At 62.7% G+C, this 17,061-nt stretch carries 13 protein-coding genes; 5 read left to right on the top strand and 8 right to left on the bottom strand.

The features are described from left to right. Positions 1-92 precede the first annotated feature (92 nt). Entirely contained in the window at positions 93-308 is a 216-nt protein-coding gene (locus RGQ15_RS09785) for a hypothetical protein (protein WP_311160031.1), read from the top strand. Between the two features lie 43 nt (positions 309-351). Here RGQ15_RS09785 and RGQ15_RS09780 read toward each other — a convergent pair whose 3' ends face one another. From RGQ15_RS09780 to RGQ15_RS09760, 5 genes are read right to left on the bottom strand one after another with little or no spacing between them, the layout of a single operon-like run. Continuing rightward, positions 352-1,080 carry an MBL fold metallo-hydrolase gene (locus tag RGQ15_RS09780; RefSeq protein WP_311160030.1) on the bottom strand — a complete coding sequence of 243 codons (729 nt, stop codon included), beginning with the start codon at positions 1,078-1,080 and terminating at the stop codon, positions 352-354. Then, complete coding sequence (locus RGQ15_RS09775) at positions 1,077-2,111, bottom strand: ABC transporter ATP-binding protein (protein ID WP_311160028.1); 1,035 nt, start codon at positions 2,109-2,111, stop codon at positions 1,077-1,079. Before RGQ15_RS09775 ends, RGQ15_RS09780 begins: the two co-directional genes overlap by 4 nt. After that, positions 2,108-2,878 (bottom strand): ABC transporter permease, encoded by a 771-nt coding sequence (locus RGQ15_RS09770; RefSeq protein WP_311160027.1) that lies wholly within the window; start codon positions 2,876-2,878, stop codon positions 2,108-2,110. The genes RGQ15_RS09775 and RGQ15_RS09770 overlap by 4 nt, the downstream gene beginning before the upstream one ends. After that, on the bottom strand, positions 2,878-3,732 hold the full coding sequence (locus RGQ15_RS09765; RefSeq protein ID WP_311160026.1) for an ABC transporter permease: 855 nt from the start codon (positions 3,730-3,732) through the stop codon (positions 2,878-2,880). The genes RGQ15_RS09770 and RGQ15_RS09765 overlap by 1 nt, the downstream gene beginning before the upstream one ends. A gap of 6 nt (positions 3,733-3,738) precedes the next feature. Beyond that, positions 3,739-4,794, bottom strand: a complete 1,056-nt coding sequence (locus tag RGQ15_RS09760; protein ID WP_311160025.1) for a polyamine ABC transporter substrate-binding protein — start codon at positions 4,792-4,794, stop codon at positions 3,739-3,741. A gap of 105 nt (positions 4,795-4,899) precedes the next feature. Here RGQ15_RS09760 and RGQ15_RS09755 point away from each other — a divergent pair, with 105 nt between their 5' ends. Next, entirely contained in the window at positions 4,900-5,532 is a 633-nt protein-coding gene (locus RGQ15_RS09755; protein ID WP_311160024.1) for a TetR/AcrR family transcriptional regulator, read from the top strand. A 57-nt stretch (positions 5,533-5,589) separates the two neighbouring features. Here RGQ15_RS09755 and RGQ15_RS09750 read toward each other — a convergent pair whose 3' ends face one another. The 3 genes from RGQ15_RS09750 to RGQ15_RS09740 all read right to left on the bottom strand — a co-directional run bounded on the left by RGQ15_RS09750 (position 5,590) and on the right by RGQ15_RS09740 (position 10,807). Then, positions 5,590-7,188, bottom strand: a complete 1,599-nt coding sequence (locus tag RGQ15_RS09750; RefSeq protein WP_311160023.1) for a GMC family oxidoreductase — start codon at positions 7,186-7,188, stop codon at positions 5,590-5,592. A 119-nt stretch (positions 7,189-7,307) separates the two neighbouring features. Beyond that, complete coding sequence (locus tag RGQ15_RS09745; protein WP_311160022.1) at positions 7,308-8,606, bottom strand: MFS transporter; 1,299 nt, start codon at positions 8,604-8,606, stop codon at positions 7,308-7,310. Between the two features lie 233 nt (positions 8,607-8,839). Then, positions 8,840-10,807, bottom strand: a complete 1,968-nt coding sequence (locus RGQ15_RS09740; protein ID WP_311160021.1) for a bifunctional 2',3'-cyclic-nucleotide 2'-phosphodiesterase/3'-nucleotidase — start codon at positions 10,805-10,807, stop codon at positions 8,840-8,842. 214 nt (positions 10,808-11,021) lie between these two features. Between RGQ15_RS09740 and RGQ15_RS09735 the strand changes: the two genes are divergently transcribed. The 3 genes from RGQ15_RS09735 to RGQ15_RS09725 all read left to right on the top strand — a co-directional run bounded on the left by RGQ15_RS09735 (position 11,022) and on the right by RGQ15_RS09725 (position 17,054). Continuing rightward, on the top strand, positions 11,022-12,281 hold the full coding sequence (locus tag RGQ15_RS09735; protein ID WP_311160020.1) for an Hsp70 family protein: 1,260 nt from the start codon (positions 11,022-11,024) through the stop codon (positions 12,279-12,281). A gap of 132 nt (positions 12,282-12,413) precedes the next feature. Continuing rightward, positions 12,414-13,595: an AI-2E family transporter gene (locus RGQ15_RS09730; RefSeq protein WP_311160019.1), complete on the top strand. Its 1,182-nt coding sequence runs from the start codon at positions 12,414-12,416 to the stop codon at positions 13,593-13,595. 132 nt (positions 13,596-13,727) lie between these two features. Further along, positions 13,728-17,054 (top strand): transglutaminase family protein, encoded by a 3,327-nt coding sequence (locus RGQ15_RS09725; RefSeq protein WP_311160018.1) that lies wholly within the window; start codon positions 13,728-13,730, stop codon positions 17,052-17,054. The last annotated feature ends 7 nt before the right edge of the window (positions 17,055-17,061 follow it).

The following is a 17,061-nucleotide window of genomic DNA, read 5'->3' as shown; positions in this document are numbered from 1 at the left end:
GTGTCCTGCCCGGGCGAGCCGGCGCCGTGTTCTGCCGGACGGGACCGCGCTCAACCCGGGGTCAGCAGCATTAACAAGTGGAGAGATCGGTCATGTTCACTGAACTATTGATCACCGCCTGCTTGCAAGGTTCGATGCCGGCAGGTGACTGCAAGGACTTCTCATTGCTCTATGATGCGCGCGATGTCAGCTTGTCGACCTGTTCCAAGGCCGGGATGTTTGAAGTCGCGCGATGGAGCGGCACTCATCCCAACTGGACGGTCAAGCGCTGGAGATGTGGCAATCCGGAAAAGGACATTCCGGTCTGAGGAAGACGCGCGCCCGAGATGTCTGCTACATCAAGACGGGCACTCAGCTTTCGCGCGATTGAAGCCAGGTGCGAATAATCTCGCGATGGCGCTGCCCGGAATAGGACGCGAAATGCCCGCCATGGACCACCCTGACAGGCAGGTCCAGCAACCTCCGCATCGAGCGGAGATAATCGGCGGGGTCGGCGTGGTAGGTGTCCTCGATCAGCGGCCCGTCATAGACGATGTCGCCTGATATGAGGATGCCCGTCGCGGCTTCCCACAACGCAATCCCGCCCGGGGAATGTCCGGGAGTATGGATGACTTCGAAATTTCGGTCCCCCAGGTCGATTCTGTCGCCATCCTCAAGAACCCGCGTCGCCGGAGCGGACTTCACCGCATAGGTTGCCGACTGATAGGGCAGCGGCGGCATCGCGTCGAAGATCCCGTCTTCGACATAGGGATCGGCCAGCGTGTTCTGCCGTGTCGGCCGCGCCAGGATATCGGCCTCGGCCGAATGGCACAGGCGGCAGTCGAATTCGTGGTGACAACCGATATGATCGAAATGCATGTGGCTCGCCACCGCGTCCAGCGGGCGTTCGGTGACCAGCGGCACCCATTCACGCAGCGACACGACCCCCATCCCGCTATCGACCAGCATGTCGCGGTCCCGGCCGCGGACATGCCAGATATTGCAGCGATAAAATTCCCGGATGAACGGTTCGTCGATCCAGGTGATGTCGTCGGAAAGCCTTCGTATCCGATACCAGTCCTGTGCAGGCACGCGGTTCATGCCGCGGCCTCGTCGCGCAGGATGACGGGATGATTTGCGTAAAGCTGGACTTCCTGCCCCGGCGCGGGATGGCTGCCCTGCGGCAGATGGGCGACAAGCTGGACGCCGGGCGCGGCCAGCGGTTCGAAATGGCAGCGATGATGGCTGCCGAAGAACGAGGCATCGACCAGCCGGGCGGGCCCCAGTGCCAGATCGCCTGCCAGCCCGACGTTTTCAGGTCGCAGGCACAGCACCCCGCGCGATTGCGGCATGGGCAGGGCAAGCTGTCCGAATGCAGTCTCTGCCCCCGAACTCGAAGCCGTCACGGGGATGCGGTTCATTTCCCCCATGAACCCGGCCGAGAACAGCGATGCGGGCTGCAGATAAACTTCCTCGGGCGTGCCGCAATGTTCGATGCGACCATGGTTCATCACGACGATACGGTCCGCGACCGCCATCGCCTCTTCCTGGTCATGGGTCACATGCACGAAGGTCGTGCCGACGCGGCGCTGGATCGCCTTCAGTTCATCCTGCATCTGGCGGCGCAACTTCAGGTCAAGCGCCCCCAGAGGCTCGTCCAGCAACAGCACATCGGGCGAGACGGCAAGAGCGCGGGCCAGAGCGACGCGCTGACGCTGACCGCCCGAAAGCTCGTGCGGGCGGCGGCCCGCCTTGTCGCCCAGCCCGACCATCTCCAGCATCTCCTGCGCGCGGGACCGGCGATCTGCCTTGCCCACGCCCCGCATCCGCAGGCCGAAGGCCACGTTTTCCCGCAAAGACATATGCGGGAACAAGGCATAGTCCTGAAACATGGTCGTGGTCGGGCGCTGGCGCGGCGGGACCTGCGTCATGTCCTTGCCGCTGATCAGAACCTTGCCGCTGGTCGGGGTCAGGAAGCCGCCCAGGATCGACAGAAGCGTGGTCTTGCCACAGCCCGATGGCCCCAGCAGCACGATAAATTCGCCCGGTGCGATCGTCAGATCGACCTTCTCCAGAGCGGTGAACTGACCGAAGCGGTGATGGACGGCTTCAAAACGGACTTCGGCGGTCATTTGCGCGCCTTTCTGAAAAGGGTAAGCTCAAGCGTCACGATCACGGCGATCGAGACGAGGAAGACGAGCGAGCCGATGGCATTGGTCGCAGGCGACAGGCCAGAGCGCAGCATCGACCAGATCTCGACCGGCAGCGTGACGTCGAAGCGCGTCAGCAGGAAGGCGATGATGAACTCATCCCAGCTGAAGGTGACGGAAAGGAAGAAGGCGGCCGCCAGAGCCGGCGCCAGCATGGGCGCCGAAATCAGCGCGAGCACCTGCCATTCCCTGGCCCCGAGATCGCGCGCGGCGCGCATGGCATTGCGCTGATGCTCGCCCATCGCGGCGTAGATGATCGAAAAGCAAAGCGGCAGGTTGATGACCACATGCCCGATCCCCGTCGCCATCAGGGAAGGCCGGACCCCGACAGTGTTGAACACCTGAAGCAGGCCAAGTCCGATGATCAGATAGCTGACCGTCATGGGGGCGATCAGCAAACCGCGCATCAGGACCGATCCGGGCAGCACCACCCGCGACAATCCCGACGCGGCCATGAAACCCAGCACAAGCGCAACCGCCGACGAACCGATGGCCACGAGGAAGGAGTTGCCAAGCGCGGCCATCAGGTCGCGATCCGCAAGGACCTTGGCATACCAGTCCAGCGTCACCCCCTTGAGCGGCGGCACCGGCAAGCGCCCATCCTGAAACGAAAACAGCACAAGCGCGCCGACGGGCAGCAGGATGAAAAGATAGATCACAGCCATATAGGCCCAGGACAGATAACGCATCACACCCGCTCCATCTTCAGCCAGCGGGCGCATCCGGCATAAGCCAAAGTCACCAGCACCATCAGCACGACGGCCAGTGCCGAAGCCATGGGATAGTCGCCACGTCGTCCCAGTTGCAGCATGATCAGTTGCGGCAGGGTCAGCTCGGAATTGCCGCCAAGGATCTGCGGCGTGATATAGTCGCCCATGCATAGGACGAACGTCAGGAATGCCCCGGTCACGACGCCTGGCAGGGTCAGCGGCAGGATCACGAGACGGATCACCTGCCAGCGCGACGCGCCAAGGTCTTCGGCCGCGCGGGCATAGTTCGGCGAAAGCTGGACGAGATTCGAATATATCGTGAGCGTCAGCAGCATGACGAAGAAATGGACGAAACCGATGATCGTCGCGGCCCGCGTCGCCATGATCTGGATCGGGGTGTCCAGCAACCCGATCTGGATGAGGCTCTGCATCACGATGCCGTTTTCCCCAAGCACCAGCGCCCAGGAATAGGATCGCACGACATAGGACGTCCAGAACGGCAGGACTGCAAGCAGCAGGGCAAGCCTGCGCCAACGCTCGGGAACCCGCGTCGCGATGATCCAGGCCAGCGGCCAGGCCAGGATGACCGAAAGGACCGTCACGATGCTTGTGATCTCAAGCGAAACGACGATGCCCCGGAACAGCGACGGGTCCGTAAAGATGCGCAGGTAATTCCCGAAACCCGGCTCGTTGACGACCTGCCGCCCCTCCATATGGGTAAGCGACATCCAGATCATCGCGGCAAATGGAAGAACGAAAAAGGCGATGGTCCAGATCAGGGCCGGCGCCACCAGCGCCGCCCCCTGCCTGCGTTCAAGACGTTCGATGCTCATGGCTCGTCAGTTTTGCAGCATGTCGGTCCAGAGATCCTGCATCGCCGCGTCGTCTTCGGCGCTGGGGATCGGGTAAAGCTGGGCGCGCTTCAGGAACTCGGCCTGTTCGTCCCACCGCAGCACGGCCTTCTGCTCGTCGGTCAGATGCTCGCCCGCCTTGGCATTCGCAGGCATGCCCCAATAGCAGGACGAGGTCGCAAGGCGCGCCTGACCCTCGGGCGAGGTCACGTATTTCACGAATTCCAGCGCCAGTTCCGGGTTTCCGGCATCCTTGAGCACCGCGATCGATTCAGCCCAGAGCGCCGCACCCTCTTCGGGAATGATCCATTCCAGATTCGGGTTTTCCGCATGCAGCGTGGCGGTCAGGTATTCTCCACCACCAAGCAGGATATCGACCTCGCCGGTGGCCAGGGCCGTCTGGCTGCCCACCACGTCCGCAACGAGCTTCGTGTCCTTCTTCAGCGCCATCAGCGGCTCGCGCAGCTTTTCGATGTTGTCACCGCCCAATTCGGCAGTCGGAATGCCTTCGGCGATGCCGACCAGACCAAGGCTCGGCAGGTAGTAGTCATAGATCCCGATACGTCCTGCATATTTCCCGGACCAGAGCGACTTGAGGCTGGTCATATCGGCCGGGTCGACCTTGGTCTTGTCATAGGCAAGCGTGTTGTAGCCGAACTTGTCGGTCACAGCGTAAGTCACGCCGTCCTTGGTGTTGTGCGAGGCCATGACCAGTTCGGGAAAGAAATCCGTAGTCGGCAGCGCCTCGGCCGGAAGTGGTGCCAGAACGTCGCGTTCAACCGCGCGACCGACATCGACGGCATCGATCACCAGCAGGTCCCAATCACCGGGCCGCGACTGTTCGAGGATCGTCAGCGCCTCGGCCGTTCCCTGGTATTCCTTGACGTTGATGCGAACGTCATGCGCCTGCTCGAAAGGCTCAAGCAACGCAGGATCGGCGTGATCGCACCAGATCAGGGCGTTGAGCTCGGTTGCGGCATGGGCAGAAATGGGCAAGGCAGCCGCGCAAAGCGCAAGTGCGGTGCAGGTTGGTCTTGAAATCATCATTTTCTCCTGTCGGGAAGAGGACCTCTGCGGGTCCGTCACAAAAAAGTTGAACGAGTTCATTTTTGCAGTCAATGATATTTTTCAGCGAAACAAGAGGAAGCGATGGCCGGACTGCGCGAGAAACAGAAAGCCGACAGGCATCGCCGCATCATCGACTCGGCGAGCACTCTTTTTGGGCAGGTCGGATATGACGCCGCCCGCATCGACGCCATCGCGGAATTGGCGGAACTGTCCGTCGGGACTTTCTACAACTACTTCGAAACCAAGGCAGACCTGCTTCTGGCCATCGTCTCGATGGAGGTCGAAGAGGTCCTGAGCCAGGGCGAAGGGGTCCTGGTCGATCCGCCTGACGAACCGCTAGCTGCGCTCGGTCTGCTCATCCGGACATATTATGGCCATTCGCTGGTCTACCTGACCAAGGACATGTGGCGATCGGCGATGGCGATGGCGATCCAACAGCCAGAGGCGCCTTTTTCGCGGCGCTACCGTGAACTCGATGCGGCCCTTGCCGAGCAGGTCTGCCGCCTGATCGAGAAGCTGCGGCTGCGCGGTGATCTTCGTTCCGATCTCCAGTCCCGTCCACTGGGCGAGCTGGCCTTCAACGACCTGAACGCGCTTTTCACCGAGTTCATTCTTGATGAAGAGCAAAGCCTTGACCAGCTTCAGAGCCGGCTTCAGGCCCATCTGACCGCGTTGGCAAGCCTCATCGTGACGAAAACCCAGGGCGCGACTTGACCGCTCCGTTTCTCGCGCAGCGCTGAAGACCAGGAAAAATCCATCCTGCGCGGGCGATCAGGCCCGCGCATCCTCGATAATCATCCGCGCGGCCTTTTCCGCGATCATCAGGGTGGGCGAATTCGTATTGCCGCTGGTGATGGTCGGCATGATCGAAGCGTCGACGACCCGCAACCGCCCCAGCTTGCGGAAGCGCAGGCGCGGATCCACGACGGCCCCGTCATCAGTCCCCATCCGGCAGGTGCCGACAGGGTGAAAGATCGTTGTCCCGATATCTCCCGCTGCGCGCGCCAGTTCCTCGTTGCTTTCGTAGGATGGACCCGGCTTGAATTCCTGCGGGTTCAGTCGCGCGAATGCGGGCTGCGAGACGATCCTGCGCGTGAGCCGGATCGAGCTTATCGCCACCTCGCGATCCCCCTCGGTCGACAGGTAATTCGGCCGGATGGCGGGCGCTGCACGGTAATCGGCGCTTTTCACATGGACCGAGCCGCGGCTTTCCGGCCGAAGGTTGCAGACCGATGCGGTCATCGCCGGAAAGGCGTGCACGGGCTCGCCGAACCTGTCGAGGCTGACAGGCTGCACGTGGTATTCGAGATCGGGCGTTTCCTTTTCGGGTCCCGAACGCGTGAACACACCGACCTGGCTTGGTGCCATCGACATCGGCCCCGAGCGCCTGAAAAGGTATTCGAACCCGATCGCAGCCTTGCCCATCAGCCGCGACGCCTTTTCGTTCAGCGTTGGCACGCCCTCGACCTTGTAGCAAAGCCTCAGCTGCAGGTGGTCCTGCAAGTTCTCTCCCACCCCGGCGACCTCGACCTGAGGGGCGATTCCCGCCGCTTGCAACACCTCGCCTCGTCCGATTCCCGATAGTTCCAGCAGATGCGGAGAACCGATCGCGCCTGCTGATAGGATCGTTTCGCGCGTCGCGCGCGCTTCCTTTCTTTGGCCCTCATGATGAAAGACAACCCCCGAGACTTCGCCATCGGCGATCACCAGCCGCTCGGCCTGCGCGCCGGTCAAGACCCGCAGGTTGGGGCGCGCTGCCGCAGGACGCAGGAAGGCCTTCGAGGTGTTCCAGCGGATGCCCGCACGCTGGTTCACGTCGAAATAGCCGCCGCCCTCATTCGTGCCAGTGTTGAAATCCGCTGTGCGGGGAATGCCCGCCTGTTCGGCCGCATCAAGGAAGGCGTCCAGGACGGCCCAGCGGACGCGCGCCTTTTCGACACGCCATTCGCCGCCCGTGCCGTGCATCCGATCGGCCCCGCGCCAGGAATCCTCTTGCGACTTGAACAGGGGCAAGACGTCGTCCCAGCCCCAGCCGGAACACCCCATTTGCCGCCATTGGTCATAATCCCTCGCCTGCCCGCGCATGTAGATCATGCCATTGATCGAAGAACAGCCACCCAAGACCCGTCCCCGAGGATAAAGCAGGGCGCGCCCGTTCAGCCCCGGCTCGGCTTCGGTCGAAAAGCCCCAATCGGTGCGGGGATTGCCGATGCAGTAAAGATAGCCCACGGGGATGTGGATCCAGTGGTAATTGTCTCGCCCGCCCGCTTCCAGCAGCAGGACGCGGTTGCGCGGATCGGCCGACAGCCTGTTGGCCAACACACAGCCGGCGCTGCCTGCCCCGATGATGATGTAGTCGTAGTTTTCCATCCCTCAGCCACAGGCGTCTCGCCCATGGTTCCCTGCCCTCGTCCGGCGCAGGATGAAAGCGAAGCGGCCCCGGTGCAAGTGCCGGGGCCGCCGATCGGATCAGAGAGTTCGCGAAGCGATCAGACTTCGTCGCGCCCCGAGGCGAGGATGCAGAGCAGCGTGATCACGGCAGCCGCCAGCATGTAATAGCCAACATGGCCGAGCCCGTAGGTCTGTTGCAGCCAGGTTGCGGCATAGGGCGCAAGCGAAGCCCCGAAGATCCCGGCAAAGTTGAAGGTGATCGACGAGCCGGTATAGCGCACCTTTGTCGGGAATGGTGCGGCCAGCGCTGCACCGATCACGCCATAGGTCAGGCCCATGAGGAACATGCCGATGGTGACGAAAAGGTACATCATGCCCTCGCCTCCGCTCATCAGCGGCGCCAGCAGGAACGAGAACATGCCGATCAGGATCGTGACGACGATCAGGAAGGATCGGCGACCGACCCGGTCCGCGACCTTGCCCGCGATCGGAATGGCGATCCCGAAGACGATTGCCCCGAAAATCTGGATCGTGAGCGCGTCCAGGAACGGGATCTGCGCCACCTTGACGTTATAGGACAGAAGCCAGGCCGAGCAGATGTAGAACAGCACGAATGTCACCAGCGCGACGAAGGTGCCCAGGAACAGGCTGCGCTTGTGATTGCGGAAGACCTCGACGACGGGCACCGCGACACGCTTGTCCTTCTTGACGGCCTCGGCGAATTCCGGCGTTTCGGTGATCGACAGACGGACCCACAGGCCCAGCGCGATCAGCAGGATCGAAGCGAGGAAAGGCAGGCGCCAGCCCCATGCCAGCAGATCGTCCTGCGACATGAAATGCAGGAGGATCCAGAAGAAGCCCGAGGACAGGAACAGGCCGACCGGCGCACCCAGTTGCGGGAACATGCCATACCAGCTGCGCTTGCCTTCCGGGGCATTCTCGGTGGCAAGCAGAACCGCGCCGCCCCATTCGCCGCCCAAGCCGAAACCCTGGCCGAAACGGCACAGTGCAAGCAATGCGGGCGCGGCGACACCGATCTGCGCGTAAGTCGGCAGAAGGCCGATCACGACGGTCGAAATGCCCATGGTCAGAAGCGCCGCGACCAGCGTGGCCTTGCGCCCGACACGGTCGCCGAAATGGCCGAATACGATCGCGCCAAAGGGACGGGCGAAGAAGGCGATCGAGAAGGTCGCAAACGAGGCCAGAAGCGCCGTCGTCGGGTCCGAAGCCGGGAAGAACAGCGCCGGGAACACAAGCACGGCGGCCGTGGCATAGACGTAGAAGTCGAAGAATTCGATCGTGGTGCCGATAAGGCTGGCAAGGAGAACCCGGGCCGGAGAGTTCAGGCGGGCTTGCCCGCGCGCCGCATCAACGGCGCCGATGGTCTGGTCAGTCATAATTTCTTGTCCGCATTCCTGGGAGGGGACGCACCGCGGAAGATGCGCCAGCCGCGCGCAGTAATGCATCACGTCGACGATGAAAACCGCAGGACGATCAGAAATTTCGTGCGCATGGCTGGTTTGCGTAATTGTATTAGCTAAAACCAGATTAGGTCAGCAATTATTCCATAGTTTGCCGCGATGCAACCCCGAAAAAAGGAACTGACGATCCGGCCCTATCCATTGCCCGATCAAAGGCGGATGCGATAGCGCGCGAAGCCGTCCTCGCCGTGTCCGACTTCTTCCAGATCCAGACCCCGCTCGCGCATCGCCGCCAGATAAACCCGCGCTTTCGGTCCGGTATCGAACACGGCGCTGGCACCTTCGACAGGGACAAAACTCCAGTTCCTGTCGGCATCGGGCGAGATTGTGCCCTGTTCGATGATGTAGCGCACCAGCACGTCGCGGTTGGTATCGGGCGCGGTAAGGATCACCGTCGATCCGTCGGCGCCGGGGAAGTTTCCCCCACCCGAGGCACGGTAGTTGTTCGTAGCGATCAGGAATTCCTGTTCCGCGTCCAAAGGCTTTCCTTCATAGGCAAGGTCGATGATGCGGCTTGCGGCTTCATCCAGCAATTCGCCCTCGGCCACACCGTATTTCGACGGCTGGCTCAGGTCGATCCGATAGCTTACCCCATCGATGACATCGAAGTTATAGGACCGGAAATCGGGGTTCAGCAGCGGGGCATCCTGCGTTCCGGGAACAATCCGGTTGAACTGCCCGGCCGAACGCTCCAGCCAATCCTTGAGCTGCGCGCCTGTGACCTTAACGATCTGCAAGGTATTGGGATAAAGATACAGGTCGGCGGCGTTCTTGATGGCGACGGGCCCCTTGGGCACATCGGTGTAATATTCCGGCCCGCCCCGTCCTCCCGCCTTGAAGGGCGCTGCAGCGGAAAGCAGCGGCAGGGTTTCATATTCGCTGCCCTTCAGAAGCTGACCCGCATACCAAAGCTGGGCCAGAGACACGATCTGGACGGAAGGGTCATCGGCGACCTGCGCGAAATAGCTGAAAAGCGGCGAGTCGGTCCGACCGATCTCGGCCCGCACATATTCCAGGGTTTCTTCGTGGCCCTGCCTGGCGGCGGCCAATGCCGGCGCATAGTCGCCGACAAGGGGCTCGATCTTGCGATCCTCGGTCAGCCGCGAAATCGGCCGCGCTTCGCTGCTGCTGTCGACCACCTGCCAGCGCTTCCCGTCATGTTCGAGCAAAAGGTCGATCAGCCCCATGTGAGAGCCCCAGAACCCGGCCATCACCGCAGGCACCCCCTTGATCCGGCCACTTGTCGGATCAAGACCTTCGCCGGCGTAGTCGTCGGATGGCCAGACAGCATGGGCATGACCCATCACGATGGCATCGATCCCCTCGATATCGGCAAGATAATAGGACGCATTCTCCATCCCCGGTGATGCCGGGTCCAAGGAAAGGCCCGAATGCGACAGCGCGATGACCACCTCGGCACCTTGTGCGCGCATCTCGGGGACCCAGGCGCGGGCCGCCTCGACAATGTCGCGGGTCTCGAACCTGTCGCCCAGATGCCCCGCGTCCCATTGCATGATCTGGGGCGGCACGAAGCCGATCAGGCCGATGCGGATCGGGCGCTTGCGCCCTGCCCCGTCGACCATTTCCCGGTCAAGCATGACGAAGGGCTGGAAATGGAGCGCATCGTCCAGCGGATCTTTCGAGAGCTTGCGCGCGAAATTCGCGCAGGTGATGGGCCGCGCCGTCTGCGCCGTCACCTTGTCGAGAAACTCCATGCCATAGTTGAACTCGTGATTGCCAACGGTTCCGGCATCGAATTCCAGCGTGTTCATCGCCGCAGCCACCGGATGCGTCTCGCCGCTGTCCATACCCTTTTCATAGGCCATGTAATCGCCCAGTGGATTACCCTGAATATAGTCTCCGTTATCAACGAGGATCGAGTTTCCCGCCTCGGCGCGGATCTCCTCGATCAGGCTCGCCGTCCGTGACATCCCCACCGTGTCGTTCGGTTTGTCGGCGTAATAGTCATAGGGGTAAAGGTGGCAATGCAGGTCGGTCGTGGACAGGATGCGCAGATGCGCCTGTCCTGCCTGCGCGCGCGCAGCGAAGGGATGCAGCGTGACTGTGCCGGCAAAGGCGGCGGTTCGGGCAAGAAATGAACGGCGGGACAACGACACGGGGGATCTCCTGCGATGAAATCTGCAACCTGACCGCGAAAAACTCCCGCAAAGTCGAGCCAAGGTCAAACCCGAAACTGGCCGTTCGGACCTGCTCGGCGGCCCGGCGCCGCCTTGGCGTTCAGAACCACAACTGCGCGATGTGCCAAAGCGTCTTGCCCCGAGACAGGAAAGCCGGTATCAGCCTCGGCCTTTCCAGAAGCAGGGGCCAAGCATGCAGGACGATATCATTGCCGTCGATTTCGGCACATCGAACAGCGCAGCGGCCATCCTGCAGGACGGTCGGGTCCGTCGCGTTCCGATCGAGCAGGGATCGGATACCCTGCCCACAGCGGTCTTCTTTCCGACGCGCGGGGGCGCGATGCGGATCGGGGCCGCGGCCGCCGAAGCCCTGATCGAAGGTGATGACGGGCGCTACATGCGCGCGCTGAAAAGCGTGCTTGGCACCCAACTTGCCAACGAAAGCCGGCTGATCGGCGGGAAGCGCCGGACGATTTCACAGATCGTGACCGAGTTCCTGGGCGAGGTGAAGGCGCGGGCCGAGGCTGCGACCGGACGACGCTTCAACCGCGTGCTGTCGGGCAGGCCCGTGCATTTTCACAGCAACGACTCCCAACGCGACGAACAGGCCGAACAGGATCTGCGCGCCTGCTATCAGGCCGCCGGCTTCGACGAGGTCGAATTCCTCGTGGAGCCCGAGGCAGCCGCCATCGCATCGCATGGTCTGGGCCGCCCCGGCGGGCTTGGCCTGATCGTCGACATCGGAGGGGGCACCTCGGATTTCTCGGTTTTCCAAAGCGAAGAAGGCCGAGTCCGCATTCATGCCAATCACGGTATCCGGCTTGGCGGAACCGATTTTGACCATGCGGTGTCGATGCAGCACGCGATGCCCACGCTAGGTCATGGCGGCGAATTGCGTCGCGAGATGGGCGAAGGCAGGCTGCCGGTGCCGAATGCGATCTATTCCGACCTCGCGACCTGGGCACGCATTCCGTTTCTCTACACGCCGGAAACGCGGCGCATGGCGCAGGACATGGCCAGGCTTGCGGTCGATCGCAAGGCCATGGGCCATCTCGTCACCGTCCTTGACGAAGAACTGGGGCATGAACTGGCCTTCGCCGTCGAGCATGGCAAGATCGCGGCGAATGCAGGGGACGAGGCGGCACGCATCGCCATGGGCTTCGTCGCGCCGGGGCTGGGCTGCGACATCACCCCTGCATCACTTGACCGCGCGCTGATGTCCTATCGCGCCGACCTGCTGGATGCCGCGCGCGAAACCATCGAAATGTCCGGCGCGCGGCCTGACCAGATCGACCGGGTGATCCTTGTCGGGGGCTCCAGTCTGATGGGGCTGGTGCGCGATGTCGCGCAAACCCTATGCCCCAATGCCGAGCTGAAGCATTCCGAGGCCTTCACTGCCGTGGTGGACGGGCTTGCCCTTGCGACATCGCGCGTGGCCAGGCAAGCCGCGTGAACCGGCAGAAGGTCATTTTCACGTCATGACGGTGCGAGACAACTGGTCAGGCCGCCCCGCAGGCGGGCATTCCCTGCTTGCAGCCCCGGTCGATCTGTTATGATGTGATCCCGCGCATTCCGGACGAGGAAGATGACTACTGCAGAGGCAACCGACCGCAAGACCGGAAAAAGCACGCCCGCCTCATCGGCGACAGTGCGCGCGACGGGTCTGAGACCGCACCGCCAACCGCTCCTGACCAATATCTCGGCCGCGCGCTGGCTGTTGCTCGGGATCGTGCTGGCTTCAATCTATTTCTTCCACGGCTTTCTGGTTCCGGTTCTCGCCGCCACGGTGATCGCGCTGGCAAGCTGGCCGCTGCGCAACCGCGGCGTCCATCAACTGAACCTCGGACGAACCATGACGGCAACGGTCATGGTGCTCTTGCTGGTTTGTTTCCTTGTCATTCCGATCGCCATGGCGCTGATCTACGCCTTTGGCGAATTGAAGGACTGGATCAACTGGGCGATCTTCGTGAACGCCTCGGGTGCGCCGACGCCCGGCTGGATGGTCGAATTGCCCCAGGTCGGCCCCTGGCTGGACGAGCAGTGGCGGACCTATATCGGTCACCCCGGCGGCATCAGCGAAATCGTCCAAGCCGTCTCGGGCTCGAATATCGGGACGATCTATCGCGGCGCGCTCACGGCGGGATCGCTTGCGTTTCACCTGACGCTGACACTTCTTTTCATGCTGATCACGCTGTTCGTGCTTTACCGCGATGGCGACCGCCTCGTGGCTCAGCTTGACCGAGTGGGCGCGCGCATCCTGCCCGACCGATGGGACAGGCTCTCGCGCGTGGTGCCGGCGACGATCAGTTCAACGGTGACGGGGATGACGCTGATCGCCATCGGCGAAGGCGTGATCCTTGGGATAGCCTACTGGATCGCCGGTGTCCCTTCGCCCGTGACCTTCGGCGTGATCACCGGCTTCATGGCCCTGATCCCGGGTGGCGCACCGCTTTGCTTTACGCTGGTCTCGGTCTATCTCGCGGCCAGCGGTTCACCCGTTGCGGGGCTTGCGCTGTTCATCTGGGGCACCTGCGAACTTTTCATCGTCGACAAGACCATCCGGCCATTGTTGGTCGGCGGCCCGGTCAAGCTGCCCTTCCTGCCCACATTCTTCGGCCTTATCGGCGGCGTGAAGACACTGGGCATCGTCGGCCTGTTCGTCGGCCCCGTCCTGATGGCCCTGCTCGTGTCGATCTGGCGCGAATGGCAGCGCGAGATTTCCGAGGACGAAGTTCGGCTGGCCAACCAGCCCGTCACGCCCGAATAGGTCCCGACTGGCAGCACCTGCCTGCTTTTTGGTCACAATCCTCGACGCAATTGGCCGACATGGCCAGCAGTCGTTTTCAAGGCAGGCGACCGGCTGCTAGCAATTCCTGAGACAACAGGAAATGGACGGACCATGTCGATCAAGGCCAGCATCTATCACCTGACCCACTACAAATACGACACTCCCGTCATTCTCGGCCCCCAGATCATCCGGCTTCGCCCAGCGCCCTACAGCCGGACCCGGGTGATCTCGCATGCGCTGAAAGTCAGTCCGGGCGGGCATTTCGTCAACCACCAGCTTGATCCCTTCGGCAACTGGCTTGCGCGTTTCGTCTTCCCCGAGCCGGTGCGCGAGCTGAAGATCGAGGTTGATCTGGTTGCCGACATGACCGTCTACAACCCGTTCGACTTCTTCACCGAGGAAAGCGCCGAAGAATGGCCTTTCGACTATCCAGAAGATCTGATTGACGAGTTGGTCATCTATCGCAAGCCCGAACCCGCCGGGCCGAAACTGCAGAAGCTTCTGGACAGCATCCCCCGCGACAGGCGGCGCACGACGGATTTCATCGTCTGGCTGAATTCGCGGATCTCGGAACTGGTCAATTACACGATCCGGCTGGAGCCCGGCGTCCAGACGCCCGAGGAAACGCTGGCACTGGCCAGCGGCTCCTGCCGCGACTCGAGCTGGCTTTTGGTGCAGGTGCTGCGCAATCTCGGATTCGCCGCAAGGTTCGTCTCGGGCTATCTGATCCAGCTCAAGCCCGATCTTGAAGCCCTGGACGGTCCGTCCGGAACCGACAAGGACTTCACCGACCTCCATGCCTGGGCCGAGGTCTATATTCCCGGCGCGGGCTGGATTGGCCTTGACCCGACCTCGGGGCTTCTTACCGGCGAAAGCCATATCCCGCTGGCCGCGACCCCGCATTACAGCAATGCCGCGCCGATCAGCGGCGGATATTTCGGTCAGGCCAAGACCGAGTTCGATTTCGACATGCAGATCCGCCGGGTGGCCGAGCATCCGCGCATCACCAAGCCCTTCTCGGATGAGGCGTGGGAAGATCTGAACGCACTTGGCCGCAAGGTGGACGACGCGCTGAACGCAGGCGATGTCCGCCTGACAATGGGGGGCGAGCCGACCTTCGTTTCGATCGACGATTTCGAAAGCGGCGAATGGAACACGGATGCGGTCGGGCCACAAAAGCGCGCGCTGGCCGATACGCTGATCCGGCGCCTGAAGACACGCTTCGCTCCCGGCGGATTCCTGCATTACGGCCAGGGCAAATGGTATCCGGGCGAAAGCCTGCCGCGCTGGACGTTCTCGCTTTACTGGCGCCGCGACGGCGCGCCGCTTTGGCAGAACCCCGATCTGATCGCGACCGAAGGGGTGGACCAGCAGGCCACCACGCTGCAGTCGCAGGAATTGCTGCGCGAAATTGCGGTCGAGCTGGACGTGCCGCAGGACAATATCGTTCCTGCCTATGAGGACCCCGCCGAATGGCTGGTCAAGGAAGCCAACCTGCCCGAGAACGTCACGCCCGAAAATTCGAAGCTCAAGGACCCCGAGGAACGCCACAGGATCGCAACCGTGTTCAATCGGGGGCTGACGGCCCCGGTGGGGTTCGTCCTTCCGGTCCAGCCCTGGCAGTCGCGTGCTGGTCGGAGGAAATGGCATTCGGAACCCTGGCGGTTGCGTCGCGGCCGGATGTTCCTGGTCCCGGGCGACAGCGCGGCTGGCTATCGCCTGCCGCTGAACAGCCTGCCCCATCTGACGGCCGCGCAATATCCCTATACCAACCCGATGGACCCGACCATCGATCGGCCGGACCTGGAACCACCCGGACAGATCGATCCGGCGCGCAAGTCGCAGCCGATGGCAAGCTTCGTGCAGGCGTCGCCCCAGCAACCGATCCAGCAGCAAGACACGACCGAGATCGAAGGTTTCGTCAGAACCGCCCTGACCGTCGAGCCGAGAAACGGCAGGCTTTGCGTGTTCATGCCCCCGGTCACGATGCTGGAGGATTATCTTGACCTTCTCCATGCCGCGGAATCCGCCGCGCTGCGCCTTGGTCTCAAGATCCATATCGAAGGTTACGCGCCGCCTCAGGACCCCCGCCTGAACGTGATCCGCGTTGCCCCCGATCCCGGCGTCATCGAGGTGAACATCCACCCCGCGCAGAACTGGCAGGATTGCGTGGACATCACCTCGGCCGTCTATGACGAGGCCCGCCAGTCCCGCCTCGGCGCGGACAAGTTCATGATCGACGGCAAGCATACCGGCACCGGCGGCGGCAACCATGTCGTCGTCGGCGGCCAGACCACGATGGACAGCCCCTTCCTGCGCCGCCCCGACCTGCTGGCGAGCCTGATCCTGCACTGGAACCGGCATCCCTCGCTCAGCTACCTGTTCTCGGGCCTCTTCATCGGCCCGACATCTCAGGCGCCGCGCATCGACGAGGCGCGCCACGACGCGCTTTACGAGATGGAGATCGCGCTTTCGCAGATCCCCGCGCCCGGCGAAGGCATGCCGCCCCAGCCCTGGCTGGTGGACCGCCTCTTGCGCAACATGCTGACCGACGTGACCGGCAATACCCATCGCGCCGAGATCTGCATCGACAAGCTCTATTCCCCCGACGGCCCGACCGGGCGGCTAGGCCTGATCGAGTTCCGGGGCTTCGAGATGCCGCCCGATGCCCGCATGAGCCTTGCCCAGCAATTGCTGATCCGCGCCCTGATCGCGCGTTTCTGGCAAAGCCCGGCCAAAGGAGAGCTTAGCCGTTGGGGCACGATGCTGCACGATCGCTTCATGTTGCCCCATTACCTGTGGCAGGATTTCCGCGACGTGCTGGCAGATCTGCGCCAGCACGGTTTCGATTTCCGCGAGGACTGGTTCGAGGCGAGCCGCGAGTTCCGCTTCCCGTTCTGCGGAGAGGTGGAATATGAGGGCGCGCATCTGGAATTGCGACAGGCGCTGGAACCGTGGCACGTCTTGGGCGAGACCGGCGCGATCGGCGGCACGGTGCGCTATACCGACAGCTCGACCGAACGGCTTCAGGTCAAGCTGCGCACGGCTGACCCTTCGCGCTACCAGGTGTTGTGCAATGGCCGCCGCGTTCCCTTGCAGGATGTTGGCGGCGGCGAGGCGGTCGCCGCTGTGCGCTTCAAGGCATGGCAACCCGCCTCGGCGATCCATCCGGTCCTGCGCGTCGATGCGCCCCTGACCTTCGATATCTGGGACAACTGGTCGGGCCGGTCACTGGGCGGCTGCACCTATCATGTCGCACATCCGGGCGGGCGCAGCTATGATACCTTCCCCGTCAATGGCAACGAGGCAGAGGCCCGCAGGCTGGCACGTTTCCAGCCGAATGGTCACAGCCCAGGCTTGGGATATCGGCCACAGTCCGAGCGAATTTCCACCGAATTCCCCATGACGCTTGACCTGCGCAGACCCGTGGGCCTCTAGTCTGGTC

Origin of the sequence: Paracoccus sp. MBLB3053 (assembly GCF_031822435.1) — a bacterium.
In the GTDB taxonomy this organism is placed as follows: Bacteria; Pseudomonadota; Alphaproteobacteria; order Rhodobacterales; family Rhodobacteraceae; genus Paracoccus; species Paracoccus aurantius.
This window is presented reverse-complemented; position numbering and strand designations above follow the sequence as displayed.

Bases quoted from the DNA above. Each gene is read 5' to 3' on its own strand.
- RGQ15_RS09785 (WP_311160031.1), top strand. From the start codon at position 93: ATGTTCACTGAACTATTGATCACCGCCTGCTTGCAAGGTTCGATGCCG.
- RGQ15_RS09780 (WP_311160030.1), bottom strand. From the start codon at position 1,080: ATGAACCGCGTGCCTGCACAGGACTGGTATCGGATACGAAGGCTTTCC.
- RGQ15_RS09775 (WP_311160028.1), bottom strand. From the start codon at position 2,111: ATGACCGCCGAAGTCCGTTTTGAAGCCGTCCATCACCGCTTCGGTCAG.
- RGQ15_RS09770 (WP_311160027.1), bottom strand. From the start codon at position 2,878: ATGCGTTATCTGTCCTGGGCCTATATGGCTGTGATCTATCTTTTCATC.
- RGQ15_RS09765 (WP_311160026.1), bottom strand. From the start codon at position 3,732: ATGAGCATCGAACGTCTTGAACGCAGGCAGGGGGCGGCGCTGGTGGCG.
- RGQ15_RS09760 (WP_311160025.1), bottom strand. From the start codon at position 4,794: ATGATTTCAAGACCAACCTGCACCGCACTTGCGCTTTGCGCGGCTGCC.
- RGQ15_RS09755 (WP_311160024.1), top strand. From the start codon at position 4,900: ATGGCCGGACTGCGCGAGAAACAGAAAGCCGACAGGCATCGCCGCATC.
- RGQ15_RS09750 (WP_311160023.1), bottom strand. From the start codon at position 7,188: ATGGAAAACTACGACTACATCATCATCGGGGCAGGCAGCGCCGGCTGT.
- RGQ15_RS09745 (WP_311160022.1), bottom strand. From the start codon at position 8,606: ATGACTGACCAGACCATCGGCGCCGTTGATGCGGCGCGCGGGCAAGCC.
- RGQ15_RS09735 (WP_311160020.1), top strand. From the start codon at position 11,022: ATGCAGGACGATATCATTGCCGTCGATTTCGGCACATCGAACAGCGCA.
- RGQ15_RS09730 (WP_311160019.1), top strand. From the start codon at position 12,414: ATGACTACTGCAGAGGCAACCGACCGCAAGACCGGAAAAAGCACGCCC.
- RGQ15_RS09725 (WP_311160018.1), top strand. From the start codon at position 13,728: ATGTCGATCAAGGCCAGCATCTATCACCTGACCCACTACAAATACGAC.